This is a genomic window from Streptomyces coeruleorubidus, from assembly GCF_028885415.1.
Taxonomy (GTDB): Bacteria; Actinomycetota; Actinomycetes; order Streptomycetales; family Streptomycetaceae; genus Streptomyces; species Streptomyces coeruleorubidus_A.
Genome location: NZ_CP118527.1, coordinates 5,304,907 through 5,330,663 on the forward strand (window position 1 = coordinate 5,304,907; position 25,757 = coordinate 5,330,663).

At 69.6% G+C, this 25,757-nt stretch carries 24 protein-coding genes; 19 read left to right on the plus strand and 5 right to left on the minus strand.

What is annotated here, in order from left to right; all coding sequences use genetic code 11:
- Nucleotides 1-8 precede the first annotated feature (8 nt).
- On the minus strand, nucleotides 9-953 hold the full coding sequence (locus PV963_RS24660) for a helix-turn-helix transcriptional regulator (protein WP_274817922.1): 945 nt from the start codon (nucleotides 951-953) through the stop codon (nucleotides 9-11).
- A 367-nt stretch (nucleotides 954-1,320) separates the two neighbouring features.
- Here PV963_RS24660 and PV963_RS24665 point away from each other — a divergent pair, with 367 nt between their 5' ends.
- Nucleotides 1,321-1,656, plus strand: coding sequence for a hypothetical protein (locus PV963_RS24665; protein WP_274817923.1), 336 nt, complete (start codon nucleotides 1,321-1,323; stop codon nucleotides 1,654-1,656).
- A gap of 167 nt (nucleotides 1,657-1,823) precedes the next feature.
- Here the strand turns inward: PV963_RS24665 and PV963_RS24670 are convergent, their stop codons facing one another.
- A complete protein-coding gene (locus PV963_RS24670) occupies nucleotides 1,824-2,240 on the minus strand; it encodes a pyridoxamine 5'-phosphate oxidase family protein (protein WP_274817924.1) in 417 nt (138 codons plus the stop codon).
- A gap of 104 nt (nucleotides 2,241-2,344) precedes the next feature.
- Between PV963_RS24670 and clpB the strand changes: the two genes are divergently transcribed.
- A complete protein-coding gene (gene clpB / locus PV963_RS24675; RefSeq protein ID WP_274817925.1) occupies nucleotides 2,345-4,966 on the plus strand; it encodes an ATP-dependent chaperone ClpB in 2,622 nt (873 codons plus the stop codon).
- A 4-nt stretch (nucleotides 4,967-4,970) separates the two neighbouring features.
- On the opposite strand, the gene PV963_RS24680 is transcribed toward clpB, so the two are convergent.
- Complete coding sequence (locus PV963_RS24680; RefSeq protein WP_274817926.1) at nucleotides 4,971-5,408, minus strand: hypothetical protein; 438 nt, start codon at nucleotides 5,406-5,408, stop codon at nucleotides 4,971-4,973.
- Nucleotides 5,409-5,606: 198 nt separating this feature from the next.
- Between PV963_RS24680 and PV963_RS24685 the strand changes: the two genes are divergently transcribed.
- Together PV963_RS24685 and PV963_RS24690 are read left to right on the plus strand one after the other, a co-directional pair.
- Nucleotides 5,607-6,134, plus strand: coding sequence for a YbjN domain-containing protein (locus tag PV963_RS24685; protein WP_010032094.1), 528 nt, complete (start codon nucleotides 5,607-5,609; stop codon nucleotides 6,132-6,134).
- Nucleotides 6,135-6,349: 215 nt separating this feature from the next.
- Nucleotides 6,350-6,517, plus strand: coding sequence for a hypothetical protein (locus PV963_RS24690; RefSeq protein ID WP_274817927.1), 168 nt, complete (start codon nucleotides 6,350-6,352; stop codon nucleotides 6,515-6,517).
- Between the two features lie 175 nt (nucleotides 6,518-6,692).
- On the opposite strand, the gene PV963_RS24695 is transcribed toward PV963_RS24690, so the two are convergent.
- Nucleotides 6,693-8,144 carry a phytoene desaturase family protein gene (locus PV963_RS24695; protein ID WP_274817928.1) on the minus strand — a complete coding sequence of 484 codons (1,452 nt, stop codon included), beginning with the start codon at nucleotides 8,142-8,144 and terminating at the stop codon, nucleotides 6,693-6,695.
- Nucleotides 8,145-8,517: 373 nt separating this feature from the next.
- Between PV963_RS24695 and PV963_RS24700 the strand changes: the two genes are divergently transcribed.
- The 4 genes from PV963_RS24700 to PV963_RS24715 are packed head-to-tail and all read left to right on the plus strand — an operon-like array spanning nucleotide 8,518 to nucleotide 11,427.
- Nucleotides 8,518-8,880, plus strand: a complete 363-nt coding sequence (locus PV963_RS24700) for a hypothetical protein (protein ID WP_274817929.1) — start codon at nucleotides 8,518-8,520, stop codon at nucleotides 8,878-8,880.
- A 2-nt stretch (nucleotides 8,881-8,882) separates the two neighbouring features.
- On the plus strand, nucleotides 8,883-9,557 hold the full coding sequence (locus PV963_RS24705; RefSeq protein ID WP_274817930.1) for a DUF5819 family protein: 675 nt from the start codon (nucleotides 8,883-8,885) through the stop codon (nucleotides 9,555-9,557).
- 5 nt (nucleotides 9,558-9,562) lie between these two features.
- Nucleotides 9,563-10,576: an HTTM domain-containing protein gene (locus PV963_RS24710; protein WP_274817931.1), complete on the plus strand. Its 1,014-nt coding sequence runs from the start codon at nucleotides 9,563-9,565 to the stop codon at nucleotides 10,574-10,576.
- 5 nt (nucleotides 10,577-10,581) lie between these two features.
- The gene (locus PV963_RS24715; RefSeq protein WP_274817932.1) at nucleotides 10,582-11,427 is read left to right on the plus strand and encodes a serine hydrolase domain-containing protein; all 846 of its coding nucleotides are present in this window, start codon (nucleotides 10,582-10,584) and stop codon (nucleotides 11,425-11,427) included.
- Between the two features lie 811 nt (nucleotides 11,428-12,238).
- Here PV963_RS24715 and PV963_RS24720 read toward each other — a convergent pair.
- Nucleotides 12,239-13,426, minus strand: a complete 1,188-nt coding sequence (locus PV963_RS24720; RefSeq protein WP_274817933.1) for a pyridoxal phosphate-dependent aminotransferase — start codon at nucleotides 13,424-13,426, stop codon at nucleotides 12,239-12,241.
- Between the two features lie 957 nt (nucleotides 13,427-14,383).
- Between PV963_RS24720 and PV963_RS24725 the strand changes: the two genes are divergently transcribed.
- The 11 genes from PV963_RS24725 (at nucleotide 14,384) to PV963_RS24775 (ending at nucleotide 25,736) form a co-directional block, all read left to right on the plus strand.
- Nucleotides 14,384-14,914, plus strand: a complete 531-nt coding sequence (locus tag PV963_RS24725) for a DUF2617 family protein (RefSeq protein WP_274817934.1) — start codon at nucleotides 14,384-14,386, stop codon at nucleotides 14,912-14,914.
- Between the two features lie 120 nt (nucleotides 14,915-15,034).
- On the plus strand, nucleotides 15,035-16,690 hold the full coding sequence (locus PV963_RS24730; RefSeq protein ID WP_274817935.1) for a polyamine aminopropyltransferase: 1,656 nt from the start codon (nucleotides 15,035-15,037) through the stop codon (nucleotides 16,688-16,690).
- A 115-nt stretch (nucleotides 16,691-16,805) separates the two neighbouring features.
- On the plus strand, nucleotides 16,806-17,876 hold the full coding sequence (locus PV963_RS24735; protein ID WP_274817936.1) for an SRPBCC domain-containing protein: 1,071 nt from the start codon (nucleotides 16,806-16,808) through the stop codon (nucleotides 17,874-17,876).
- Nucleotides 17,877-17,928: 52 nt separating this feature from the next.
- A complete protein-coding gene (locus PV963_RS24740) occupies nucleotides 17,929-18,717 on the plus strand; it encodes an aldose 1-epimerase (protein ID WP_274817937.1) in 789 nt (262 codons plus the stop codon).
- Nucleotides 18,718-18,727: 10 nt separating this feature from the next.
- Complete coding sequence (pyrE, locus tag PV963_RS24745) at nucleotides 18,728-19,276, plus strand: orotate phosphoribosyltransferase (RefSeq protein WP_274817938.1); 549 nt, start codon at nucleotides 18,728-18,730, stop codon at nucleotides 19,274-19,276.
- Between the two features lie 144 nt (nucleotides 19,277-19,420).
- Nucleotides 19,421-20,443, plus strand: coding sequence for a class II fructose-bisphosphate aldolase (fbaA, locus tag PV963_RS24750; protein ID WP_274817939.1), 1,023 nt, complete (start codon nucleotides 19,421-19,423; stop codon nucleotides 20,441-20,443).
- Nucleotides 20,444-20,512: 69 nt separating this feature from the next.
- Nucleotides 20,513-21,982 (plus strand): MFS transporter, encoded by a 1,470-nt coding sequence (locus PV963_RS24755; RefSeq protein ID WP_274817940.1) that lies wholly within the window; start codon nucleotides 20,513-20,515, stop codon nucleotides 21,980-21,982.
- Between the two features lie 151 nt (nucleotides 21,983-22,133).
- The gene (locus PV963_RS24760) at nucleotides 22,134-22,547 is read left to right on the plus strand and encodes a DUF3151 domain-containing protein (RefSeq protein WP_274817941.1); all 414 of its coding nucleotides are present in this window, start codon (nucleotides 22,134-22,136) and stop codon (nucleotides 22,545-22,547) included.
- Between the two features lie 152 nt (nucleotides 22,548-22,699).
- Complete coding sequence (locus PV963_RS24765) at nucleotides 22,700-23,530, plus strand: tryptophan 2,3-dioxygenase family protein (RefSeq protein WP_274817942.1); 831 nt, start codon at nucleotides 22,700-22,702, stop codon at nucleotides 23,528-23,530.
- Nucleotides 23,523-24,707, plus strand: coding sequence for a kynureninase (kynU, locus tag PV963_RS24770; RefSeq protein ID WP_274817943.1), 1,185 nt, complete (start codon nucleotides 23,523-23,525; stop codon nucleotides 24,705-24,707). The genes PV963_RS24765 and kynU overlap by 8 nt, the downstream gene beginning before the upstream one ends.
- Before the next feature lie 162 nt (nucleotides 24,708-24,869).
- The gene (locus PV963_RS24775) at nucleotides 24,870-25,736 is read left to right on the plus strand and encodes an alpha/beta hydrolase (RefSeq protein WP_274817944.1); all 867 of its coding nucleotides are present in this window, start codon (nucleotides 24,870-24,872) and stop codon (nucleotides 25,734-25,736) included.
- The last annotated feature ends 21 nt before the right edge of the window (nucleotides 25,737-25,757 follow it).

Below are 25,757 nucleotides of genomic sequence, written 5' to 3' on the forward strand. Positions count from 1 at the left end.
CCTCCTCTTCAGTGGTCCTGCTGCAGGATCCCCGACTGCGCTATGAGATATCCGAGTTGGGCTCGGCTGCCACTGCCCAGGGCCGACGCCAGCTTGGCGATGTGAGCACGGCAGGTGCGTACGTTCATGCCCAGGCGGCGTGCGATGGCCTCGTCGACGTGCCCCTCGACCAGAAGCTTGGCTATGGAGTGCTGGACGTCCGTGATACCGCCGGTGGCCGCTTCGTACGGGGTGCCGGTGCTCAGCGGGACCGCGCGGTCCCACAGGTATTCGAAAAGCTTGATCAGATAGCGGACGAGGCCGGGGTGGCGCAGCTCCAGGGCGACCTGCTGGTCGTCCCGGGCGGGGATGAAGGCGACGGTCTGGTCGCAGATGATCAAACGTTCCACCAACTCGTCTATGGTGCGGTACTCCGCCTTGCCGTCGGAGAGCCTGGCCGCATAGGCCAGTTGCTCGGGGTTGTAGCGGGCGGTGTGCTGGTACACCGTACGGATCCGCACACCGCGTTCGATGAGTGGCTTGTCGCGTTCCAGCCCTCTCAGGAGGCTGCGTTCGGACATGCGGTCGCTCGGCTGGAGGGTGAGGACCTCGGTCCGGCACTGGACGGTGGCCATGTTGAGTGCGGCGTTGATACGTTCACCGCCTTCCAGCACGGTGATGGAGTCACTTACCGTTGCGATCTGGGCGCCCAGGGCCATGAACGGCTGAAAGGTCTCCGCGAGGTCGACGGCCAGGCGCCTACGCTCCGCGATCTCGTGTTCCAGGGGGTTGAGTTGCCGGGAAAGGGCGACGACCGGGGCCACCGGGCGCAGCCAGTCGGGATCGTCCGGATCGGGGTGGAGGAGGGCGAACTCCATCAGGCAGGGGGCCGGTTCCACGTCCGCGCGTGCGATGCGTCCCGTGCGCAGAGCGGTGGCATACAGACGTCCGCCCTCCTCGCACAACTCGGTCATCGCATGGGGATGTGTCCCTTTTGTTCGATCTGTTGTCAAATCTCCACCCCCCAGGGTCCTGAACATGCAGGAACATGATGCATCGATTGTGTGGCCATGACGTGCCCGAATGAGCCATCGTCGTACTCGACGGGGGAAAAGGGGACCTTCAAGTGAGGACGAAGCCGACTATGCGGAACAGAATGCTTCGCTCGGTGCTTGTCGCCGCCTTCTCCGTCGTTGTAACCCTCGGCGCGCTGAGTGGCTTCTCCGATGAGAAGGGCGATGTTCGGGCGAACACCAGTTGGCCGGCGGTTGCTCAGACCAGCTACGGCGTGAACAACACCAGTTGGCCGAGTTCCGCGACAGCGGGATCCGGGAGCTGACCGTGACCACTCCACCCGACGACCGCTCCTTCCGCCGCGAAATGGCCACCGCCTACCGCTCGGGCTGGCACTTCATCGACCTGGTCACCGCCATCCCCCACAGCGGCGACTCGTTGATGGTGACCGTTTTCGGCGAGCCGGTGGTCGTCACGCGGGACGAGGACGAGGACGTACGGGCTTACCGGTGTCTGCGGCGGCCTCGGGGGGCGCCGCAGCCCGTACGGTGTGCCGTACGGTACGGAATGATCTTTGTGAACCTGGATAAAAGGGACCACGAGCAGGTGGAGGCCGACTCTCCTGCTCCGAGGACCATCTCTGCCACCCCCCGCAGTGCCTGACGCGATTCCCCCGTCGTAACAGATCGCTCAGGTGCTTCCCCCCGCAGCGGCGTCACCGTGACCTGAACACGGTGACGCCGCTGCAGTTTCTGGGGATATTTCCGGTTATCGCCCCAGTCGCACGGTGGCTGATTCCAGTCGATCACCGGTGTGGATTTTCACTCGGGTCAACCTCGCCCCATCGCCCGCGTCAGTTCTATCTCGATCACCACGCGTGCGGGGTTCGGTGAAGGGGTTCGCCCATAGCGCTCCGCGTAGCGGCGCTCCGCCTCCGCGACCCGGTCCGGTTCGGCGCGGACGAAGGCCCGGCCTTCCAGTGTCGCCCAGCGCTTGCCCTCCATCTGGCAGACGGCGACCGCAGCCCCTTGTTCCCCCGCGGCCAGCACGTGCCGCGCCTTGGCGCTCGCCTTGTTCGTGATCACCCGAGCCAGCCGGGCCGCGGGATCGTATGTGACCCCGACGGGTACCACGTGCGGAGTGCCGTCCGGGCGGGGAGTCGTCAGGGTGCACACGTGCCGTTCCCGCCAGAAGCTGAGATACGGCTCGTCCGGAGCGCCCGGATCAACGGAGTACTTGGTCGCCATGCCCCGGAACTTAGTCCCTGTGACCCTCCCCGAACCGGCCTTGAGTGGAATAGACTCAACTTTGTGCAAGCTGTTCGGGTCAGTGCAAGGAGGAGAACGCGAACGTGGACGCCGAGCTGACCAACCGGAGCCGGGACGCGATCAACGCGGCCAGCAACAGGGCGGTGACCGAGGGGCACCCCGACCTCACCCCCGCCCACCTGCTCCTCGCGCTGCTCCAGGGGCAGGACAACGAGAACATCACCGATCTGCTCGCCGCGGTCGACGCCGACCAGGCGGCCGTACGCGCCGGAGCCGAGCGCGTGCTCGCCGGGCTGCCCAGTGTGACCGGGTCCACCGTGGCGCCGCCCCAGCCCAACCGCGAGATGCTCGCCGTCGTCGCCGACGCGCAGGCCCGCGCCAAGGACCTCGGGGACGAGTACCTCTCCACGGAACACCTCCTCATCGGCATCGCCGCGAAGGGCGGCGCGGCCGGCGAGGTACTGTCCCAGCAGGGCGCCGACGCCAGGAAGCTCCAGGACGCCTTCCAGAAGACGCGGGGAGCGCGCCGGGTGACCACGGCCGACCCCGAGGGCCAGTACAAGGCCCTGGAGAAGTTCGGGACCGACTTCACCGCCGCCGCGCGGGAAGGCAAGCTCGATCCCGTCATCGGGCGGGACCAGGAGATCCGGCGCGTGGTGCAGGTGCTGTCCCGGCGGACCAAGAACAACCCCGTCCTCATCGGTGAGCCCGGCGTCGGCAAGACCGCCGTGGTCGAAGGGCTCGCCCAGCGGATCGTCAAGGGGGACGTGCCGGAGTCCCTCAAGGACAAGCGGCTCGTCGCGCTCGACCTGGGGGCCATGGTCGCCGGGGCCAAGTACCGGGGCGAGTTCGAGGAGCGGCTGAAGACCGTCCTCGCCGAGATCAAGGAATCCGACGGGCAGATCATCACCTTCATCGACGAGCTGCACACCGTCGTCGGGACGGGCGCCGGCGGCGACTCGGCCATGGACGCGGGCAACATGCTGAAGCCCATGCTCGCCCGCGGTGAGCTGCGCATGGTCGGTGCCACGACCCTCGACGAGTACCGGGAGCGGATCGAGAAGGACGCCGCCCTGGAGCGGCGCTTCCAGCAGGTGCTGGTCTCCGAGCCGACCGTCGAGGACTCCATCGCGATCCTGCGCGGGCTCAAGGGCCGCTACGAGGCCCACCACAAGGTGCAGATCGCCGACAGCGCGCTGGTCGCCGCCGCCACCCTCTCCGACCGGTACATCACCTCCCGCTTCCTGCCCGACAAGGCCATCGACCTCGTCGACGAGGCGGCCTCCCGGCTGCGCATGGAGATCGACTCCTCCCCTGTCGAGATCGACGAACTCCAGCGCGCCGTCGACCGGCTGAAGATGGAGGAGCTGGCGATCGGCAAGGAGACCGACGCGGCCTCCCGAGAGCGCCTGGAGAAGCTGCGCCGCGACCTCGCCGACAAGGAGGAGGAGCTGCGCGGCCTCACCGCCCGCTGGGAGAAGGAGAAGCAGTCCCTCAACCGCGTCGGCGAGCTGAAGGAACGCCTCGACGAACTGCGCGGCCAGGCCGAGCGCGCCCAGCGCGACGGCGACTTCGACACCGCCTCCAAGCTCCTCTACGGCGAGATCCCCGCCCTGGAGAAGGAACTGGAGGCCGCCTCCGAGGCCGAGGAGGCGTTGACATCTTCCGCCTCCGGCGGGGGCGCCAAGGACACCATGGTCAAGGAGGAGGTCGGCGCCGACGACATCGCCGACGTCGTCGCCTCCTGGACCGGCATCCCCGCAGGGCGCCTGCTGGAGGGCGAGACGCAGAAGCTGCTGCGCATGGAGGACGAGCTCGGCAAGCGGCTCATCGGCCAGACCGAGGCCGTGCGGGCGGTCAGCGACGCCGTGCGGCGGTCCCGCGCCGGGATCTCCGACCCCGACCGCCCCACCGGCTCCTTCCTCTTCCTCGGCCCGACCGGTGTCGGCAAGACGGAACTGGCCAAGGCTCTCGCCGACTTCCTCTTCGACGACGAGCGGGCGATGGTCCGCATCGACATGTCGGAGTACAGCGAGAAGCACAGCGTGGCCCGGCTGGTCGGCGCCCCGCCCGGATACGTCGGCTACGAGGAGGGTGGCCAGCTCACGGAGGCGGTGCGCCGCCGTCCGTACTCCGTCGTCCTGCTGGACGAGGTGGAGAAGGCCCACCCCGAGGTCTTCGACATCCTGCTCCAGGTGCTCGACGACGGGCGTCTCACGGACGGCCAGGGCCGCACGGTCGACTTCCGCAACACCATCCTCGTCCTGACGTCGAACCTGGGCAGCCAGTTCCTGGTCGACCCGATCACCAGTGAGGCGGAGAAGAAGGAGCAGGTCCTGGAGGTGGTGCGGACCTCCTTCAAGCCGGAGTTCCTCAACCGCCTGGACGACCTGGTCGTCTTCTCGGCCCTGACCAAGCCCGAGCTGGAGCGCATCGCGAAGCTCCAGACCGAGAGCCTCGCCAAGCGCCTCGCCGAGCGGCGCCTCACCCTGGACATCACGCCCGAGGCCCTGGCCTGGCTCGCCGAGGAGGGCATGGACCCGGCGTACGGCGCGCGTCCGCTGCGCCGCCTCGTCCAGACCGCCATCGGCGACCGCCTCGCCAAGGAGATCCTTTCCGGCGAGATCAAGGACGGCGACACGGTACGGGTGGACCGCTTCGGCGACGAACTGCTGGTGGGACCGGCGACTGGCAAGACGCTGTAGGACCTCACATGGTGAACGCCGAGAAGCGCACCCGCGCTGTCTCGGCGTTCTCGTACTCCACCCGCACCTGCACCACGTGTGCCTCGGCCGTGGCGGGCAGGCCGTCCTCGTGGCTCACGTCGAGACAGAGAGCCCCGCAGGAGGCATCCGAGCGGGCCTGAGGCGCGTTCGGATACGTCTCGTGCAGCCAGTCGCGTACGTCCTCGCGCGGCATCCGCAGCACCGCCGCATACGCGGTGTCGATGCCCTGCTGCATGGTGCAGTTCCCGACGTGGGCGTGCGCCGGGGACGAGGCACCGCCGAAGGCCAGTGCCTCGGCGCAGGTCACCTTCTTCAGGGCCCCCGCGCGTGGGTCCCCCTCGTCCGACAGGGCCCATATGAAGAGGGCGGCGATCAGGAATCCGAGGACGAGCACCGGCACGGCCAGGACGGGCAGGATCATCCGCCACCGCGTGCAACCCCTGCCCGGTTCCGCCACTGCCGCCCCCTCCGTCCGCTATTCAGGAGGACGGCGTGCGGCACCTGGAGGTTGCGGTTGACCGGATCGTGTCAGCCATGGGCTTAGAGGGTCTGTCGGGGCTTGCCACCCCCCTCCCCGCATGGGGGAGGATGGCGGAATCCGTACGAAGGGAAATTCACGGTGACCATCGACCCGTCCTCGATTCCGAACTTCGGGGGCCAGCCCGAGCCGCAGCCGCAAGGACCGGCGGGCCCCGTCGTCCCGGATCAGGACCTCGTGAAGCAGCTCCTCGACCAGATGGAGCTCAAGTACGTCGTCGACGACGAGGGAGACCTCGCGGCGCCGTGGGAGCAGTTCCGCACCTACTTCATGTTCCGAGGTGAGGGAGACCAGCAGGTCTTCTCCGTGCGGACGTTCTACGACCGGCCCCACGAGATCGAGGCCAAGCCTCAGATCCTGGAGTCCATCGACGACTGGAACCGCCGCACCCTGTGGCCCAAGGTCTACAGCCACACCCACGACGACGGCACGGTCCGCCTGATCGGCGAGGCCCAGATGCTGATCGGCATGGGCGTGAGCCTGGAGCACTTCGTCTCCTCGACGGTCAGCTGGGTGCGGGCCGCGATCGAGTTCGACAAGTGGCTCATCGAGCAGCTCGGTCTCGAGGAGGAGATCAACGAGGCGGAGAAGCCCGAGGACGAGGAGTAGGCCCAGCGCCAGGGCCCCGCGCGGCGCGTCGGCGCGTACGAGCAGGTACGTGCTGTACGCGCCGTTTTGCTTTTTCGCGCCCGAGCAGACCCCACGGGTGGATCCAGCCCTGCGCCGCTGTTTCCGATGAGTAGAGTGAACGGCTGTCTGAAGATCGTAAGAGAAGGGAGTATGGGGTGCGCCGGTTACTGGGCGTAGCGGTTGTGGTTGCGGGGATGGCTCTCGCGTTCTGGTTGGTCTTGGGGCCTTCAGCTGATTGGGAGGGCGGTGCGAGGTTCGGGCGCTTCGCCCTGTTGCTGAGCTGCTTCCTGGTGATCGGCGGTGGCGTGCGGTTGATCTACCCCGACAAGCCCAAGGACGAGCCGACCGAGGTCGCCGGGTAATCCCGTACTGTCCCGCTACGGTTTGTTGGTTTGTGGATGCCCGGGACTCAGCCCAATCGCCCGACCACCTCGATGGCCGACCGGCCAGGACGCAGGCCCAGACGAGTGACGTCCTGGCCGGATGAGGTGGCCGGCGTCGGGGAGCGAGAGACCTGCTCGCAACTCCGGCGGATCCTCACCGCGGTCCGAGGTGCGGTGGAGTGCGGATGCCGAACTCGCGACGGAGGGCGGACAGTGCGGCAAGGTAACCCGACATGCCGTGAACGCTTGGCCCGGGCGGCGTTGATGCGGAGCACATGTAGACACCGGTCAGCGGGGTGCGGTAGGGATCAAAACGTGGAACAGGGCGCATGACGGACTGCCAGAGAGTCATTGCACCTGCTCCGATGTCCCCGCCCACGTAATTCGGGTTGTATGCGTGGTAGTCGGCACCGCTGATCCCGCGTCGATGGATCACCGTGTCGGCGAATCCGGGCGCGTAGCGCTCGATGCATGCCGTGACCATTGCGGTCGGGTCCACCGCGTCCCCGTTCGGGACATGCGCATAGGCCCACACAGGACGTCGCCCCGGTTTGGCGCGGCTCGGATCGGCCGAGGCGGGGTCGACCAGCAGAACGAACGGTTCCTCAGGGTGGATGCCGACGGCAGCCTTGGTCTCGGCTTCGAACATCTCGGCCTGGGTTCCCCCCAGGTGAACGGTTGCGGCCTGCCCTACGCCAGGGTTGGCCCAGGGAATCGGCTCAGAGACGAGGAAGTCCACCTTGGCCGCTGCCGGCCCGTACCGGAACCGTGCCAGGCCTCGCTTGTAGCCGGCCGGAAGCCGGTCGGCTGCGATCTCCGTGAACGTCTTGGGGCTTGTGTCGAGAAGCACCAGTTTCGCTCGGGGAAGTTCGTCGAGGCTGGTCACGTGGTGATCCGTGTGGAAGGTCCCCCCGTGGGCGGTGATGTCGTCGGCAAGCGCGTCGGCGATGCGAGCGCTGCCTCCCTCGGGGATCGGCCAACCGCTGGCGTGTGCGAGGTGTCCGAGGAGCATTGCGACTGCGCTGGAGGCAAGGGAAGGAAGTTTGCCGACTGCGTGCGCCGCCACCCCGGTGAGGAGCGAGCGGGCTACTTCGGTGCTGAAGTGGTGGGGCGCCAGCGCAGTACCGTGGGCAAGCATGCGGGGAGCCAGTAGCGCTGGGACGGCAAGGCCTCGCGGGAGACGTCTTTGCCCCGACAGGATGAAGTCAACCAGTTCCTGGGAATGGTTGACCAACGGCTGCATGAGACGACGCCAGCGCTCACCGTCCGGACCGAGATGGGCGCAGGTCGCTTCCAGATCCCGGTAGGCAAGGCCGGCGAGCCCGTTTTTCAGGGGGTGAGCGTAGCTGACGGATGGATACAGCATGTTCACCCCCCGGGATGCCAGGTCGAACTGACGAAAAAAAGGGGACACAACGGCCATAGGGTGAACGGCGGAACAGATGTCGTGGTCTATCTCGGCATCGAAGAGCGGCTCCGTCCGCAGCCCGCCTCCGATGGTTGTCCGGGCCTCGTACAAGGCGACCTTGAGCCCTGCCCGCCCGAGAGTAACCGCAGCGGCAAGGCCGTTCGGGCCGGTTCCTACCACAATCGCGTCGGGTTCCATGCATCCTCCGTAAGTTTTAGGGGGACATACCAATACAGCCAATGGGGCGAGCGCTTCCGGAATGTTTAATTCCAGACCCCTGTGATGATCATCACGTGACCACTCCTTGAGATGCCCGCGTCAATCTCCATAAGATCATCATCAATCGCGGCGGGCATTGGGACTCGACTTGAAAAAACAAGTTGACATGCGGAGCGCGTGCCGCAAGAAATCTTCCGTCTCCGCCGGAAGTCTGATTCGTCCACGGGGGGCGAGCGGTCGAAGATGCCTGACCTGCATCTTCAAACATGCCGCTGTTGATGTCTGACCAACATCTCAGGTGTGCCGCCGCTCTCGCCTCAGGCGATCAGGTTGTAAACAATAGAGGGGAAAAATGAAGAAGAAGAATGCCGCTGCCGTCATCGGCGTGGCCATTGCCGGCACGTTCTTGACCGTGTCGATGCAGGGTTCCGCTCAGGCCTCCACGCCGCCGCAGGCGACCGCGGCCCTGAGCGCTCAGGCCACCACCGAGGACGCTCCGAAGGCGCCTCAGGCCCGCGCTGCCGGCCGGGCTGCCGTGGCGGCCGGCCGGGCGGCCGGCCGGGCTGCCGCTCGGGCCACCGTTCACGCAAAGGCCGCCGCGGGATCCCTCGCCAACCAGGCGGGACAGGTTGCCAACAACTTCAGCCTGTTCGCCCCGCCTGCGAAGGTGTCGGGTGACGGCGCCTCTGCTGCGGCGACTGTTTTCGACAGGTGACAATGCGCCATCGGCGCATCCAGAGGGCGGCACTGTTGGCTGGTGCCGCCCTCCTGGGCGCCCACTTCTCCCTCGCGGCGTTCTCTCAGGCGCCACTCAGCCCAGCCAAGATTCAGCTGCATGGAGTGATCAGCGGCTACCTGGAGCCGTACTTCACGCAGAACTGGAGTCTGTTTGCTCCTGATCCGACGAAAGATGATCAAGGGATAGTTGCGCGCGCGAAGTGCGCCGACGGTGCGGTCACGGATTACTACGATGTGACCGGACCCTTGATCAAGGAGACCCAGGAAGACCGATTCTTCCCTTCTCGTACGGTACGGCTCGTAAGTAACGGACTCAATCAGCTCAACGATTCAGATGACCTGTTGTGGCGTCTCCGTCAGAAGCAGGAAGAGGAGAACAGCGAACGCTCAGAGGCGAAAGACGGAAAGCGTGATCGTGGCATCCCTCTGACGCCCTATGAGAAGAGTCAGCACAAGGGCGCTGAGCGCTCCTTGTCCCGTTTCGCGCTGACCCAGATACGCAACGTCTGCCCCGATGGCACGGGCCCGACCGCCATCCAGGCGCGCATGTATATCAAGAAACTGCCTCCGTGGTCACAGCGAAACAACTCAAAGGCGAAGAGCAAGCTGGACATTTACGACTTGCCGTGGAAAAAGGCGGTTGAACTGCAGTGAGCATCATGAAAAAGATTGACTCAGCTGCCAGTCGACCCGTCGCCGCACTGGGAGTTTCAGGAACCCGTGCACTGCTCGGCTTCGTCGGGCTCATGTACTACCTGAGCCACTACGGCGATCGGAGCTACCTCTTCGGCCCGGGAGCCGATTCGGTTCTGCCGCACCGCCTCTTCGTCGAACAAATCCAGGAGAAGGGAAGTTTCAGCCTCTACGCCTGGAGTACTTCCGACGTCTGGTTCGAAGCGATCTTCCACCTCGGCGTGCTCGCCGCTCTGGCCGTCACCGTGGGAGTGGGAGGCAGAGTTGTTCTCGCGGCGCACGGAATCCTCCTCTGGTCGCTCTACGAACGGCAGTCAGCCTTTCTGGACGGGGGAGACAACCTCGCCCAACTCGTCATCCCCATGCTGCTCCTGACGAACTGCTACCAGAACTTCTCGTTCTCGAGCGGAGTCGCCGACCGTGTCATCGGACGACTCCCGGGGAGCGTGCGCTCTCTCGGTGTTCCACTGCACAACCTGGGCGTAGTGGCGATCGCCGTGCAGATGTGTCTCGTGTACGTGGTGAGTGGTCTGTACAAAGTGCAGGGAGAAGTGTGGCAGGACGGCACCGCGCTCTTCTACATCATGCGCGTTCCCGAGTTCGAGCTGCCAGGTCTGTCCAACCTCGTCTACAACAACGACGTACTCGTCTTCCTCGGCACCTACAGCACCACTTTGTTCCTGGTGTACTTCCCCATGGGGATCCTGGTGCCCAGCTTGCGCCCGTGGACGGCAGTGGCCTCCATCGCGTTCCATGCATCCATTGGCGTGTTCATGGGCCTCACCGCGTTCGCCCTGACGATGATCGCCTGCGACCTCATCTTCCTCTCCTCTGCCCTGTCCCGCGCTCGCCGGATGGCACGGAAGATCAGCAAGAGCTGGACGCAGAAGCAGCCCGAGAGTATCCCGGCGGTCACCGACCAGAGCGCACCGGAAAGTGACACCCCGGCCAATGCCCCCGTTCCCCAAGCTGCAAGGTGAGGGCCATGCGCAGCGTCCCCACCTGCATCATCGGCAGCTCCCACACCGATCCGATCGTCACCGGCGAACACGATCCCGACAAGTACGCAGAGGTGGGCTCCTTCACCAAGGTCATCACCGGAACCATCCTGGAGCAGCTGGCCAAGCAAGGTGTCCTCACGGTCGACGACCCCGTCGAACGCTGGCTCGACGTCCCGTCAGGAACCGGCATCACCCTGCGCCACCTCGCCGAGCACACCTCGGGTCTGCCTCGCCTCCCCCCTGGCACCTCTCGCCTCGACCCGTACCGGAATTTCACCGCCGACCGGCTGCACCAACTGCTCGCCGGTTTCGACCGACTCACCGAACGTCCCGCCGGCACGCACGAGGAGTACTCCAACTTCGGCTACGCGGTGCTCGGGGCGGCGCTGACTGCAGCGACTGGGCAGGAATACGACGAGCTCGTCGCCGTGCACGTGCTGTCCCCGCTGGGCCTGCCGCGAGAAGCCATGAGTGCCCGGCCGCCACAGCACAGCGCCTTGCTGCCGACCGGATGGTTCGGCCGCAGGGTGAAACCGTGGACCATGACGGGAGCCATCTTGCCCGCAGGCGGCCTGTGGGCAAGCCCCCGCACGCTGTCACGTGTGCTGACCGGTCTCGTACTCGACCGTTCACTCGGGGAACCCGGCCTCGGCTGGCAACGTTCGGGGCCGCTGCCCCTGATCTGGCACAACGGGGCGACAGGCACGGCGTCTGTGTTCGCCGGCGCCGTGCCTGACGGCCGCTGGACAGTAGTCCACCGTCTGAGCGGCTCGAACGACGTGACGGACCGCACCGGCCTGGAGTACCTGCGCACAGCGCATCCCCAGTGAGTCGAGAAAGGGTCACGGCCGACTCGGTGCCATCACCTGAGCATCGACCGGAGGCACCGCCCAAGACGTCATGGCCCCATGCCAGTTCCTTGCACACCCGCCGCCCCATCGACAGTCGAACGCGACGCTTCGACCCCATCGCAAGGGAGTCAACGTGATGCATGCACATATCCGAGCTGCTGCCATAACGGGCATCGGTGCCGTCGTGCTCGGCACGGCCGCACCGGCTGTCGCCGCGGAGAGCGCCAGAGAAGCGGGCCCTGTCCCCTGGTCGGCCGCGCACGCCACCGCTTCCGCCTCAGGTGAGCGGTGGACCGAAGGCACAGGCCCCACACCGACCCTGGTGATCAAAGGGAAGCTGTCGAACTCCGCCGAGGGCTGCTACTCACTGTGGACGAAGTTCAATGCTGACCTCGTGCCGGGCGTTCCACGCAAGCAGGTGGAGCTGTGCGGTCCGGGCAGTGTCCCGGTCGAGGTGCGGCGGTCTTACTCATTCACGACCACCGGCAGCCTCACCGTGTGCAAGGGGACACAGAACACCAGTCAGTGCGGCCCCTGGCAGAGTGTGACCTCATGGCCTGTCACCAGGCCGACCGTGAGTGACGTCAGCGAGGAAATGAAGTCCGCTCAGTTCCGATGAGCAAGACGCCGGGCGGTCGTCCCCATCGTGAGGACAGCTCCGCCCATACCGTCTTGCCCACCGGGCGGCGGGGCGCCGGCCCCCGGCGCACGGCCAGGGCGTCCACCAGGAGCAGCCCCCGGCCTCCCGCAGCACCGCCCGTGCCTTCTCCGCACGCTCGTTTCCGTGTGTCTAGAACGCCGCCCCGAGCCGCTTCGCCGCCTCCTCCAGCACGCCCGTCCGCTTGCAGAACGCGAACCGTACGAACGGCGCGCCCTCCTCGCGGTGGTCGTAGAAGACCGCGTTGGGGATCGCGACGACACCGGCGCGTTCCGGCAGGGCGCGGCAGAAGGCGAAGCCGTCCGTCTCGCCGAGGGGGCGGATGTCGGTGGTGACGAAGTAGGTCCCCGACGGGCTGAAGACCCGGAACCCGGCCTCCTCCAGGCCCGCCGCCAGCAGGTTCCGCTTGACCAGCATGTCGTCGCGGAAGGCCGTGAAGTACGACTCCGGCAGCGCCAGGGCCTCCGCCACCGCGTACTGGAACGGCCCCGACGCCACATACGTCAGGTACTGCTTCGCCGAGCGCACCGCCGTGACCAGCTCCGGCGCCGCCGTCACCCAGCCGACCTTCCAGCCGGTGAACGAGAACGTCTTGCCGGCCGACCCGATGGTGACCGTACGCTCGCGCATCCCCGGAAACGTCGCCGGCGGCACGTGCTCGGCGTCGTCGAAGACCAGGTGCTCGTACACCTCGTCCGTCACCACGAGCAGGTCCCGCTCCACCGCCAGCTCGGCGATGGCGGCCAGCTCCTCGCGGGTGAGGACCGTGCCGGTCGGGTTGTGCGGGGTGTTGATCAGCAGCAGGCGGGTGCGGTCGGTGACGGCGTCGCGCAGTTCGTCCAGGTCCAGGCGGAAGCTGCCCTCGTGCGGGCGGAGCGTGACCGGCACCCGGCGCCCGCCCGCCATCGCGATGCACGCCGCGTACGAGTCGTAGTACGGCTCCAAGGCGATCACCTCGTCGCCGGGCTCCACCAGGGCCAGCAGCGAGGCGGCGATGGCCTCGGTGGCCCCCGCGGTGACCAGGACCTCCGTGTCGGGGTCGCAGGACAGGCCGTAGCGCCGCTGCTGGTGGGCGGCGATCGCGGTGCGCAGCTCGGGGACGCCGGGGCCCGGCGGGTACTGGTTGCCCAGGCCGTCCCGCAGCGCCCGTACGGCGGCCTCCCTGACCTCCTCGGGGCCGTCGGTGTCGGGGAAGCCCTGTCCGAGGTTGATGGCGCCGGTGCTCAGGGCCAGGGCGGACATCTCGGCGAAGATCGTCGTCCCGAACTCGGCGAGCCGGCGGTTGAGGAGGGGGCGCGCGCTGGAGGTCATGCGGGTCATCCTCCGCCGAAGCTCTGGAGTTCCTCAACTCTGCTTTGGGTCGTGCGAGGGGCGGGCATCCCCTGTTCACGCAAGAGCGAGGCGCCCACGGGGGGCCGCTTCGGGGGAACGGAAGGAGGGTGACGCCATGGTCGTCGGCATCATCCTGGCGGTGATCGGAGTCGTCCTGGTCGGGGCGCTGGTGTCCAAGGCCCGCAGCGGCGGATCCGGACGGACGACCCGTCGCGGGGCGGGGGCGTCCACCGGATCGCGCCACGACAGCGGCGGCAGCTGGTGGGCCGGGGGCTCAGACTCCGGCTCGTCCGGCGGACACCACGGGGGGCACTCCTGCGGCGGCGGTTCGTCCTGCGGAGGCGGGTCGTCCTGCGGCGGGGGTGGAGGAGGAGGTGGCTGCGGCGGAGGCAGCTGACCTAGGTCGGCCGCGCTCCCGACGGGGGAGTCGCAACCACCGAACGCGGGGTCCGCACCTGGGGCGGGCCCCGCGTTTCCGTGCCGGCCGGAGGTCCTGGGTTCCCGTCCGGCGGATGCGTCGAATGTCTGTCGGGCAACTCGGAGTGCGTACCGGCAACTTCGCATGCCTGTAGGGCAACTGCCGCCGAGGAGTGACGGACCAGGGCGTGACTCCGGCAACTGCGCGCGTCAAACAGGTACTTCGTCCCGGCTCCGGGCGTGAGCCACGGCGCACCGGCGCACGCCTCCCTGGCATCGGCGCACGCCATGGTTGAACAGTTGAGCTGTGGAGCCCTCTGAGGGATGGAAACCCTACGAACTTGGGTAAAGACGCTGTTGCGGCGCCACAGTTCATGATTCCCTCTAAAACACCAACGCAGCCTCTCGGACGTTCTGCGGACACCTTCCCGAAACCGGCCGACCGGTTTACCCCGGGCCGAATCCCCCGGTGCGACCGGGGTGCAGCGGACCCATCTCCCTTTCCTTGTGTGCTTGCGGAGCCGATCCATGCTCACGACCCTGAACACCTCCTACACCGACACGCGTGCGGCCGATCTCGCCTGGGCCCTGGGGCGCGAGCCGCTGCCCGCACTGGCCACCCTCGACCTCGAACTGGCGGGCAGCAGCCTTCAGTTGCGACTGCTCGGCGCGTCCCACCAGGTCCTGCTGGAGGAGGAGAGGGGCGTCTGCTCGGAGACGGTGGCGTGCATTCCGGGCAGCAGCATGCCGCTTCCGCTCGGCGTCGCCACGCGGGTGGGCGACTGGGAGTACGAGTTCGCGGCCCGGGTCGAGGTCCTCTCGCCTGGCTCCTTCGCTGGTCGCGCCCAGGAGTTGCTGGCCCTCGTCTCCGACCATCCGCACGGCCTGGCCGGCGTCTTCCCCGGCAGCCCGCACGCCTTCACGGCACTGCTGGCCCAGCACCACGAGGGACAGGTGCACTGGCGGACCTGGCACGCGTACCCGCAGGACGGACAGTTGGTGGCGACCCGCACGAAGGTGGGCGTACGGGTGCGGGAGTCGGCCGCTGCCGCCAACTGAATCTCTCCGGCACCTCACTCACTCGGCGAACCGGAGCTCATACCGTCATCGCGCCTCTGTAAAGCAGCATCACACGTGTGGGTGACGAACCGCAGTGGAGGAGTGACGTAACGTCGCAGCGTGATCGAGCCGCACGCGCCCGCCCCGCCCGGTTCCCCGCCGCCCTGGAGCGCCCCGGGCGGCCCCGGCGGCCCGGCGCGACTGCCCGTCCGGCCGGGCACCGGGCGGTTCCTGGTCCTCGCGGGCGTGTTCGTCTGCGCGGCCTGCGGACTGGTGTACGAACTGGAACTCGTCGCTCTGGCCTCGTACTTGATGGTCGACTCCGTCACCCAGGCGTCCGTCGTGCTGTCCGTCATGGTCTTCGCGATGGGCATCGGCTCCCTCGCCGCGAAGCGGCTGCGCGGGCTCGCCGCGGCCGGCTTCGGCGCGGTCGAGGCGACCCTCGCCCTCGTCGGCGGGTGCAGCGCGATGGCCTTGTACGCGGTCTTCGCCTGGACCGGCGACTGGGGCGGGATGTGGGCCAGCGGGCCGCGCTGTCTCCTGGTCGCCTTCTCCCTCGCGACCGGGCTGCTCATCGGCGCCGAGGTCCCGCTGCTGATGGAGCTGATCCAGCGCATCCGCCGCCAGGACCCGGGCGGCGCGGTGGCCGACCTGTTCGCCGCGGACTACGTCGGTGCGCTCGTCGGCGGACTCGCCTTCCCCTTCCTGCTGCTGCCGTTCCTCGGCCAGATGACCGGCACGCTGATCACCGGCGCCGTCAACGCGGTCGTCGGGGGCGCGCTGGTGCTCGGCCTGTTCCGCCGGGACCTGACCCGGCGCGCCCGCTGGCTGCTGCTGCTCGCCAACGCGCTCGTGCTGGCGATCCTCGCCTCGGCCGCCGTCCTCGTCGACGATTTCGAACGGGCCGCGCGGCAGGCGGTGTACGGCGGGGACGTACGGGTGGCGCTCCAGACCGGCGTGCAGGAGGTGGTCCTCGCCGGGGGCACGCACGGGCGCCCCCTCGACCTGTTCCTCGACGGCCGGCTGCGGGTCAGCGGGCGCGACGAACTGCGCTACCACGAGGCCCTCGTCCACCCGGCCATGACCGGACCGCACGCGCGCGTGCTGATCCTCGGCGGCGGTGACGGACTGGCGGCCCGCGAGGTGCTGCGGCATCCCGGGGTGGACCGGGTCGACGTCGTCGAACTCGACGAGGAGGTGGTGCGGCTGGCCCGCACCGACTCGGCCCTGTCGGCGCTGAACAAGCACGCGTTCGGCGACCCGCGCGTGCGCGTGACGACGCAGGACGCGTTCGGCTGGCTGCGCGGAGCGCCCCCGGCGGCGTACGACGTGGTCCTCTCGGACCTGCCGGACCCGGGCATCACGGCCAGTACGAAGCTGTACTCGCAGGAGTTCTACGGCCTCGCGCGGCGGGTGCTCGCCCCCGGCGGCCGGCTCGTGGTGCACGCCGGGCCCGTCGCGTCCAGCCCGCGCGTGTACTGGACGGTGGACGCCACCCTCCGCGCGGCCGGCTTCCGCACCGCCCCGTACGGCACGGGCGGGCGCCGCGCCTGTTTCGCCGTCGGTCCCGACCACACCCCCGCCGACCGCTCCCGGGCGCCCCGGGACTGGGGTTTCGTCCTGGCCGCCCGAACGGAGCCGCGACCCCGACTCGACCCGGACGGTCCGCGCCCGCACGTCCTTGACGACGTGTCCCTCGCGGTGGGGGAGCGGGCGGCGCGGGGCACGCGGATCGCGGGGCTGCCCGCGTCGACGCTGGTGCATCCGCGCTACTGAGCGGGCCCGGGGCTGCCCGGTGAGGGCCGGTGAGGATACGCCTGGCGGGGCGGATCGGGGGCGAATTCCGAAGGCGGGGGTGCGTTTCGGCCCGGGCTGGGTAGAGTCCGTCGACATGGAGCACGAGGTGTTCGTTCCGGTTCCGGCCGAGCGGCTCAGGGAGGTGCTGGACGACCCCGCGCGGGTCGCCCGGGCGGTTCCGGGGCTCCAGCAGGACGCCGGCGCCGAGCCCGTCACCGGACGGCTGAAGATCAGGGTCGGCAGCCACTCCGTCACGTACCGGGGTGCCGTACGGGTGTCCCGGGGAGACGACGGGGCCTACGCCGTCGAGGGCGAGGCCACGGAGGCCCGCGGCACCGGCTCGGTGAAACTCGCGCTGCGGATCGCCCTGCGGGACGCGGAGGACGGCACGACGATCGTGTTCGGCGGTACGGTCGCAGCGGACGGACGGATCAAGGACCTCCCGTCCGACGCGGTGGAGGGCGCCGTCACCCGCCTGCTGGACCGTTTCGCGGAACAGCTGGCCGGGGCAGCCCCGGAAACCACCACGCCCCTCGTCACGCAGGACTTCGAACCCCGCGCCACGACCGACTACGAGACGACCCCGGACGCGGACGACGCGGCTCCGCCGCCTCCGGCGAGGGCCGAGGGGAGCGCGAGGGCCGAGGCCGACGAGGAGGCCGGGACTTCGGGGACCGCCGGGGAGACTTCCGCCCCCGGACCCGACGACAAGACGCCGGCCTCCGGCCACACCGCCGATGACGCTCGTGCCTCAGGGGGCACCGACGAGCCCTCGGCTCCGGGGAGCGCCGACGAGTCCCCTGGCCCCGCAGCCGACGACGCCCCCGCCCCCGAGCCCCCCTCCGTCTTCGAGACCGATACTCCGCCGTCCTCTCTCGGGCCCTCGGACGAGGACATCGAGGACGACGCGAACGACGAGAACGACAAGAACGACAAGAACGACAAGAACGACGAGGGCATCGCCGAGGCGGCGCATGCGCGGCGGACGATGATCGGGCGCAGTGCCGAGGAGGTCGATCACGCGCCGCCGAGAGGGCGGTACGCGCCGGTGCCCGCGCCGCAGACCGTGATGCCTCCGGCCCCGCTGCGCTGGGCGGCCCCCGCGGCGGCGCTCGCGCTGGCGTCGGCCATCGTGGCGGTCCGGGCCCTGCGCAGACGCCGCTGAAAACGCCCCGTACAGGGTGAGGCCCTCTTGATCACCCCAGTAGGGTCGTCCCGTGAGTGACGAAGACATCACGCTGACCGCGGGCGACGCGGAGGTGACCGTGCAGCCGGGCAACGGCGGCCGGGTCGGAGGGCTGCGGATCGGCGGCGTGGAGCTGCTCCGGCAGGGGGAGCGGTTCGGCTGCTTCCCGATGGTGCCGTGGTGCGGGCGGATCCGTGACGGGCGCTTCCTGGACGGCGCCGTCGTACGGCAGATGCCCCTCAACGCCCCGCCCCACGCCATCCACGGCACCGCCCGCGACGACGCCTGGCGCACCGCCCGCACGAGCACGGACGAGGCCGTCATCACCTACGAGCTCGTCGACCCCTGGCCCCACCCGGGCCGCGTCACCCAGGTCGTCGCCCTCGCCGAGGACGCGCTGACGCTGACCATGTCCGTGGAGACGTACGAGTCGTCGTTCCCGGCGCAGATCGGCTGGCACCCGTGGTTCAACCGGAACCTCGGCGGCGAGGACGTACGCCTCGACTTCCACCCCGCCTGGCAGGAGGAACGCGGCGACGACCACCTGCCCACCGGCAACCGCGTAGAGCCGAAGCCCGGCCCCTGGGACGACTGCTTCGGGATGCCCGGCGGCGTCGACGTGACCCTCACCTGGCCCGGGCAGCTGGAGCTGAAGGTGACCAGCCGCCAGGAGTGGGTCGTCGTCTACGACGAGCAGGAGGCCGCCGTGTGCGTGGAGCCGCAGACCGGCCCGCCCAACGGGCTCAACACCCTGCCGCGCCTGGTCACGCCCCTGGAGCCGCTGGAGGCCACCACGACCTGGAGCTGGCGCCGCCTCTAAGCTGGGCGGCATGACGGACACACGTGGCGCGCTGCTGCGACAGATCAAGGACAAGGCCGTGGTGCACGGCAAGGTGACCCTGTCGTCGGGTCTGGAGGCCGACTACTACGTCGACCTGCGCCGCATCACCCTCGACGGCGAGGCCGCGCCGCTGGTCGGGCAGGTGCTGCTCGACCTGACCGGTGACTTCGAGTTCGACGCGGTGGGCGGGCTCACCATGGGCGCCGACCCCGTCGCCGCCGCCATCCTGCACGCCGCCGCCGCGCGCGGGCGGCGCCTGGACGCCTTCGTCGTACGGAAGGCCGCGAAGGCGCACGGCCTGCAGCGGCGCGTCGAGGGCCCGGACATCGCGGGCCGCCGTGTGCTGGTCGTCGAGGACACCTCCACCACCGGCGGCTCCCCGCTCACCGCCGTCGAGGCCGTGCGCGAGGCCGGGGCCGAGGTCGTCGCCGTCGCGACCATCGTCGACCGGGCCACCGGCGCCGCGGAGAAGATCCAGGAGGGCGCCGGGGTGCCGTATCTCTTCGCGTTCTCCAAGGACGAGCTGGGCCTGGACTGAGCCCCGACCGACCAGGGCGTGGACGGTGGCCTGGACCTTCCGGCCAAGTCTGGAAAGATGGGGCCGACGATGACGTCGCACCCCAAGGTCTAGGTCAGGGCCGAGAACGCAGTACGCCAACCCGCAGATACAAGGAGCGGACGCATGCCCATCGCAACTCCCGAGGTCTACAACGAGATGCTGGACCGGGCGAAGGCAGGAAAGTTCGCCTACCCGGCCATCAACGTGACCTCCACCCAGACCCTGCACGCGGCCCTGCGCGGTTTCGCTGAGGCGGAGAGCGACGGCATCGTCCAGATCTCCACGGGTGGCGCCGAGTTCCTGGGCGGTCAGTACAGCAAGGACATGGTGACCGGCGCGGTCGCCCTTGCCGAGTTCGCGCACATCGTCGCCGAGAAGTACCCGGTGAACATCGCGCTGCACACGGACCACTGCCCCAAGGACAAGCTGGACGGCTACGTACGTCCGCTGCTGGCGCTCTCCAAGAAGCGCGTCGAGGCCGGCCTGAACCCGCTGTTCCAGTCGCACATGTGGGACGGCTCCGCCGAGACCCTCGCCGACAACCTCTCCATCGCGCAGGAGCTGCTGGAGCAGGCCCGCGCCGCGAAGATCATCCTCGAGGTGGAGATCACCCCGACCGGTGGCGAGGAGGACGGCGTCTCCCACGAGATCAACGACTCCCTCTACACCACGGTCGACGACGCGATCCGCACCGCCGAGGCCCTGGGCCTGGGCGAGAAGGGCCGCTACCTGCTCGCCGCGTCCTTCGGCAACGTGCACGGCGTGTACAAGCCGGGCAACGTCGTCCTGCGCCCCGAGCTGCTGAAGGAACTGAACGAGGGCGTCGCCGCGAAGTTCGGCAAGGCCTCCCCGTTCGACTTCGTCTTCCACGGCGGCTCGGGCTCCTCGGAGGAGGAGATCCGGACCGCGCTGGAGAACGGCGTGGTCAAGATGAACATCGACACGGACACCCAGTACGCCTTCACGCGCCCGGTCGCGGACCACATGTTCCGCAACTACGACGGCGTCCTGAAGGTCGACGGCGAGGTCGGCAACAAGAAGACCTACGACCCGCGCACCTGGGGCAAGCTGGCCGAGGCCTCCATGTCCGCGCGTGTCGTCGAGGCCTGCGGCCACCTGCGCTCGACCGGCACCAAGATCAAGTAAGTCCGTTCCGGACCACGCGTTCGAGCCCGGCACCTCTCCTGGTGCCGGGCTCTTCCGTATGCTCCCTGCATGCCCGATGTCCGGTTGGCCTCACCGCAGGGCAGGTGGATCCTGCTCACCACCGTCCTCGGCTCCAGCATGGCCCTGCTGGACTCGACCGTCGTCAATGTGGCGCTGCCCCGCATCGGCCGTGACCTCGACGCGGACATGGCGGCCCTCCAATGGACCGTCAACGCGTACATGGTCACGCTGGCCGGGCTGATCCTGCTGGGCGGGGCGCTCGGTGACCGTTTCGGGCGCCGGAAGGTGTTCGTCGTCGGTGTGGTGTGGTTCGCGGTGGCGTCCCTGCTGTGCGGGATCGCGCCGAACGCCGGGGTGCTGATCGCCGCGCGTGCCCTGCAAGGGGTGGGCGGTGCTCTGCTCACACCGGGGTCGCTGGCGCTGATCCAGGCGTCCTTCCATCCCGACGACCGGGGCCGCGCGGTGGGCCTGTGGTCCGGTTTCGGCGGGGTCGGGGCGGCGGTCGGGCCCTTCGTCGGCGGCTGGCTGGTGGACGGGCCGGGCTGGCGGTGGGTGTTCCTGCTGAACGTTCCGCTGGCGCTGCTGTGCGTGCCCGTGGCGCTGCGGCACGTGCCCGAGTCGGGCGGCGAGGGGGCCCGGGGCCGGTTCGACGTGCTGGGGGCGGTGCTGGGAGCGTCGGCGCTGGCGCTGCTGACGTACGCGTTGATCGAGGCGACCGGTGCGGACAGTCTGGTGGTGGCGGGTACGGCGGTGGCGGGGGCGGTCGCGGCCGTGGCGTTCGTGGTCGTCGAGCGGCGGCGGTCCGAGCCGATGATGCCGCCGGACATCTTCTCTTCCCGCCAGTTCACGGCGGTCAACCTCGTCACGCTGTGCGTGTACGCGGCCCTCGGCGGGTTCTTCTTCCTCGCCGTGCTTCAGCTCCAGGTGGTCGTGGGCTATTCGGCCCTCGCGGCCGGTACGGCGTTGCTGCCGACGACCACGCTGATGCTGCTGCTGTCGGCACGGTCCGGTGAGCTGGCCGACCGGATCGGACCGCGACTGCCGCTCACGGTGGGGCCGCTGCTGTGCGCCGCGGGGATGCTGCTGATGCTGCGGGTCGGGCCAGGGGCGTCGTACGTGGCTGACGTGCTTCCGGCGCTGTTGGTGCTCGGACTGGGCATGGTCACGCTGGTGGCGCCGCTGACGGCGACCGTGCTGGGGTCGGTGGATGTGTCCCGGGCGGGCCTGGCCAGCGGGATCAACAACGCGGCGGCCCGGGCGGCGGGGCTGGTGGCGGTGGCGGCGTTGCCGTTGCTGGCGGGGATGGGGGAGGAGGCGTACCGGGAGCCGGGTGCGTTCGATCTCGCCTTCGGGAAGGCGATGGCGTGGTGTGCGGGGGCGTTGGTGGTGGGGGCCGTCCTCGCGGCGGCGGTGGTGCGGAGGCCGCCGCCGGGCTGCAAGCGGCCGGAGTGTCTGAGGCAGGGGGGTGTGACGGCACCGGCGCTGGAGGGGGAGCCGGTGCGGAAGCGGTTGTCGTAGGGGCCCGGGGGGTTGGTGCTGAGGCCGGGGGCGTTGCGCAGCCCGGCGTTGCGGGGTGCGCTGCGCCCACCCGTGCCGCCCCAGCGGCACGATTGCCCGCAGCCAGGTCGGCGCGACTGCCCGCAGGTCGTGCCTGCGGCAGACTTGGGGCATGTCCATTCACGAAAACCTCCTCGGGGGCCCGCCCCCGACCCACCTCCCCGACGACCCCGGGCCACGGGAAATGCTCGCGTCGGGTACCTCCCCGGTCGACGTCGCCGCCGCACACCCCACCTCCTCGCTCGCCTGGGCGCAGCTCGCCGACGAGGCGTACGAGCGGGGTGCGACCGTCGAGTCGTACGCGTACGCCCGCACGGGCTACCACCGCGGCCTGGACGCGCTGCGTCGCAACGGCTGGAAGGGCCACGGCCCGGTCCCGTGGGAGCACGAGCCGAACCGCGGATTCCTGCGTGCCCTGCACGCCCTCGCCCGTGCCGCACAGGCGATCGGCGAGCAGGAGGAGTACGAGCGCTGCTCCCAGTTCCTGAAGGACTCCTCGCCGACGGCGGCGCAGGTCCTGGGCTGACGGCGGTCCGTGTGCGCGAGGCCCGTCCGCCGAGCGGGCGGGCCTTGCGGTTTCGGGGGACGATTGCGGAGTATGCCCGTGGGGACCGGGGCCCCCGTGCCGGCATCGGCAGGGGCGGACCGCTACCCGGAGTTACAAAGCAGGAGACAGCGATGTCCCACGAGGCTCACGAGCCCGAGACCCCGCATCTCGATTTCCACGGCACGACGCCGTACGAGGACTACGTCAAGGCGGACGTCCTCACCCACCTCCAGCACACCCTCTCCGACGACCCCGGAGAGATGGTCTTCCTGGTCACGACACAGGTGATGGAGCTGTGGTTCACCGTCATCGTCCACGAGTGGGAGACGGCGGCACACGCGCTGCGCGGCGACGACGTACCCTCCGCGACCGCCGCGCTGAAGAGGTCCGTACGCGAGCTGGAGGCGCTCAACGCCTCCTGGAAGCCGCTCGGCCAGCTCACGCCGGCCCAGTTCAACTCGTACCGGTCCGCCCTCGGCGAGGGCTCCGGTTTCCAGTCGGCGATGTACCGGCGGATGGAGTTCCTGCTCGGCGACAAGTCCGCGTCCATGCTGGTGCCGCACCGGGGCGCGCCGCGCGTGCACGCCGAGCTGGAGAAGGCGCTGCACGAGCCGAGCCTGTACGACGAGGTGGTGCGGCTGCTCGCGCGGCGCGGGTACGACATCCCGCAGGCCGTGCTGGGGCGTGACGTGTCGCTGCGCTACGAGCCGTCCCCGGAGGTGGAGGCCGCCTGGACGGCCGTCTACTCGGGCGACGAGAGCGACGAACTCGCCCGGCTCGGCGAGGCGTTGAGCGATGTCGCCGAGCTGGTGTGGCGCTGGCGCAACGACCACCTCGTCGCCACTCGCCGTGCGATGGGCGCCAAGACCGGCACGGGCGGCTCCGCCGGGGTGGCCTGGCTGGAGAAGCGGGCGCAGAAGCAGGTCTTCCCCGAGCTGTGGACGGCGCGGTCCCATGTCTGAACTCGCGATGCGTGCGGAGAAGCTGGACGCCGCCGACGATCTGCGCGGTCGGCGGGACGCCTTCCTGCTGGACGACGTGGTGTACCTCGACGGCAACTCGCTCGGCGCGCTGCCGGCCGTCGTCCCCGGGCGGGTCGAGGACGTCGTACGCCGCCAGTGGGGCGAGCTGCGCATCCGGTCCTGGGAGGAGAGCGGCTGGTGGACCGCGCCCGAGCGGATCGGTGACCGGATCGCCCCGCTGGTCGGGGCGGCGCCCGGGCAGATCGTGGTCGGGGACTCCACAAGTGTCAACGTCTTCAAGGCACTTGTGGGGGCGGTGCGGATGGCCGGGGAAGGGCGCGACGAGATCGTCGTCGACGCCACGACCTTCCCGACCGACGGGTACATCGCCGAGTCTGCCGCCCGGATGACCGGCTGCGCGCTGCGGCCGGTGGCACCGGCACAGGTGCCGGGCGCGCTGGGCGACCGTACCGCCGCCGTCCTCCTCAACCACGTCGACTACCGCACCGGCCGGCTGCACGATCTGCCGGCGCTGACGGCCGCCGTGCACGGGGCGGGCGCGTACGTCGTCTGGGACCTGTGCCACAGCGCGGGCGCGCTGCCGGTGGGGCTGGACGAGCACGGCGTGGATCTGGCGGTCGGCTGCACCTACAAGTACCTGAACGGCGGGCCGGGGTCACCGGCGTACCTGTACGTGCGCCGGGAGCTTCAGGACCGCTTCGACTCCCCGCTGCCCGGCTGGAACTCCCACGCCGAGCCGTTCGGGATGCGGAGCGGGTACGAGCCGGCCCCCGGTGCCCTGCGCGGCCGGGTCGGCACGCCGGACATCCTCTCCATGCTCGCCCTGGAGGCGGCCCTGGAGGTGTGGGACGGGGTGCCGGTCGAGGCGGTGCGGGCCAAGTCGCTCGCGCTGACGGACCTCTTCCTGGAGTGCGTGGCCGCGTACGTGCCCGAGGGCGGGGTCGAGTGCCTGACGCCGGTGCCGCACGCGGAGCGGGGCAGCCAGATCGCGCTGCGCTGTGACGGTGCCGGTGATGTCATGAAACGGCTGATCGAGCAGGGCGTGGTCGGCGACTACCGGGCGCCGGACGTGCTGCGCTTCGGCTTCACACCGCTGTACGTGGGCTTCGCCGACGTGGAGCGGGCGGCGCGGGTGCTGGCTCGGACGCTGGGGTGAGTTCCCCGGGACGAACGGCCCCTGCCGCCACGGGGGCCGTTCGGTCTTCACCCAGCGTGACATCCCCGTGTCCGCCCACGTCACCTGCCTGATACCGTCCCGGCCAACGGCCGGATCCCCACCTGGTCCGCCATCTACGTTCGATCGCTGAGAGGTTGGAGCATGACGGACGACGTCGCAGCAGCACGGGCCGCCGCCGAGGAGAAGTCGGCGTTCTCCCACGCGCCCGTCGACCCCGACGTGACCGCTGCCTACGGTGACCATCCCGACCAGGTGATCGACTTCTACGCCCCGCGCGGCGAGGGCGGCCCGGGCGGGCCCGCCCCGGTCGTGCTCGTGCTGCACGGCGGCGCCTGGCGGGCACCGTACGACCGGCGTCACATCAGCCCCTTCGCGGACTTCCTCGCCCGTCGCGGGTTCGCCGTGGCCAGCGCCGAGTACCGGCGCGGCGGTGACGACGACTCCGTCGCGGGCCGCTGGCCCGACACCCTCGACGACGTCGCGGCCGCGCTGGACGCCCTTCCGGCGCTCGTCCGGGAACTGCTGCCGCAGGCCGACCCGCGCCGTACGGTCCTCACCGGTCACTCGGCGGGCGGGCACCTCGCGCTGTGGGCCGCGGCCCGGCACGTCCTGCCGGCCGGCTCGCCCTGGCGCGCCGACAGCCCGGCGGCCCTGCGCGGTGTGGTCGCCCTCGCCCCGATCGCGGACCTCGCGGTCGCCGACAAGCTGGACGTGTGCAGCGGTGCCGTACGGCAACTCCTGGGCGGGGACGAGCACTTCGCCGAGCGGCAGCCGTACGCGGACCCGGCGCTGCTGCTGCCCACGGGCATCGCCACCACCCTCGTCCAGGGGCGCACGGACCTCGATGTGCCGCAGGTGGTCGCCGAGTCGTACGCGGAGGCGGCGGCGAAGGCAGGGGAGATGGTGGGAGTGACGCTGCTGGAGGACGTGGGGCACTTCCCGCTCATCGACCCGGCGGCGGACGCGTGTGCGGTGGTGGTGGAGGAGATCGCGCAATTGGCCTGGTGAGTGGCCTTTCCGGGGTGCCTG

Bases quoted from the DNA above. Each gene is read 5' to 3' on its own strand.
- PV963_RS24735 (WP_274817936.1), top strand. From the start codon at position 16,806: ATGGAGCACGAGGTGTTCGTTCCGGTTCCGGCCGAGCGGCTCAGGGAG.
- pyrE (WP_274817938.1), top strand. From the start codon at position 18,728: ATGACGGACACACGTGGCGCGCTGCTGCGACAGATCAAGGACAAGGCC.
- PV963_RS24755 (WP_274817940.1), top strand. From the start codon at position 20,513: ATGCCCGATGTCCGGTTGGCCTCACCGCAGGGCAGGTGGATCCTGCTC.
- PV963_RS24725 (WP_274817934.1), top strand. From the start codon at position 14,384: ATGCTCACGACCCTGAACACCTCCTACACCGACACGCGTGCGGCCGAT.
- fbaA (WP_274817939.1), top strand. From the start codon at position 19,421: ATGCCCATCGCAACTCCCGAGGTCTACAACGAGATGCTGGACCGGGCG.
- PV963_RS24760 (WP_274817941.1), top strand. From the start codon at position 22,134: ATGTCCATTCACGAAAACCTCCTCGGGGGCCCGCCCCCGACCCACCTC.
- kynU (WP_274817943.1), top strand. From the start codon at position 23,523: ATGTCTGAACTCGCGATGCGTGCGGAGAAGCTGGACGCCGCCGACGAT.
- PV963_RS24660 (WP_274817922.1), bottom strand. From the start codon at position 953: ATGACCGAGTTGTGCGAGGAGGGCGGACGTCTGTATGCCACCGCTCTG.
- PV963_RS24700 (WP_274817929.1), top strand. From the start codon at position 8,518: ATGAAGAAGAAGAATGCCGCTGCCGTCATCGGCGTGGCCATTGCCGGC.
- PV963_RS24720 (WP_274817933.1), bottom strand. From the start codon at position 13,426: ATGACCCGCATGACCTCCAGCGCGCGCCCCCTCCTCAACCGCCGGCTC.
- PV963_RS24705 (WP_274817930.1), top strand. From the start codon at position 8,883: ATGCGCCATCGGCGCATCCAGAGGGCGGCACTGTTGGCTGGTGCCGCC.
- PV963_RS24680 (WP_274817926.1), bottom strand. From the start codon at position 5,408: ATGATCCTGCCCGTCCTGGCCGTGCCGGTGCTCGTCCTCGGATTCCTG.
- PV963_RS24775 (WP_274817944.1), top strand. From the start codon at position 24,870: ATGACGGACGACGTCGCAGCAGCACGGGCCGCCGCCGAGGAGAAGTCG.
- PV963_RS24715 (WP_274817932.1), top strand. From the start codon at position 10,582: ATGCGCAGCGTCCCCACCTGCATCATCGGCAGCTCCCACACCGATCCG.
- PV963_RS24695 (WP_274817928.1), bottom strand. From the start codon at position 8,144: ATGGAACCCGACGCGATTGTGGTAGGAACCGGCCCGAACGGCCTTGCC.
- PV963_RS24670 (WP_274817924.1), bottom strand. From the start codon at position 2,240: ATGGCGACCAAGTACTCCGTTGATCCGGGCGCTCCGGACGAGCCGTAT.
- PV963_RS24690 (WP_274817927.1), top strand. From the start codon at position 6,350: ATGGCTCTCGCGTTCTGGTTGGTCTTGGGGCCTTCAGCTGATTGGGAG.
- PV963_RS24710 (WP_274817931.1), top strand. From the start codon at position 9,563: ATGAAAAAGATTGACTCAGCTGCCAGTCGACCCGTCGCCGCACTGGGA.
- PV963_RS24765 (WP_274817942.1), top strand. From the start codon at position 22,700: ATGTCCCACGAGGCTCACGAGCCCGAGACCCCGCATCTCGATTTCCAC.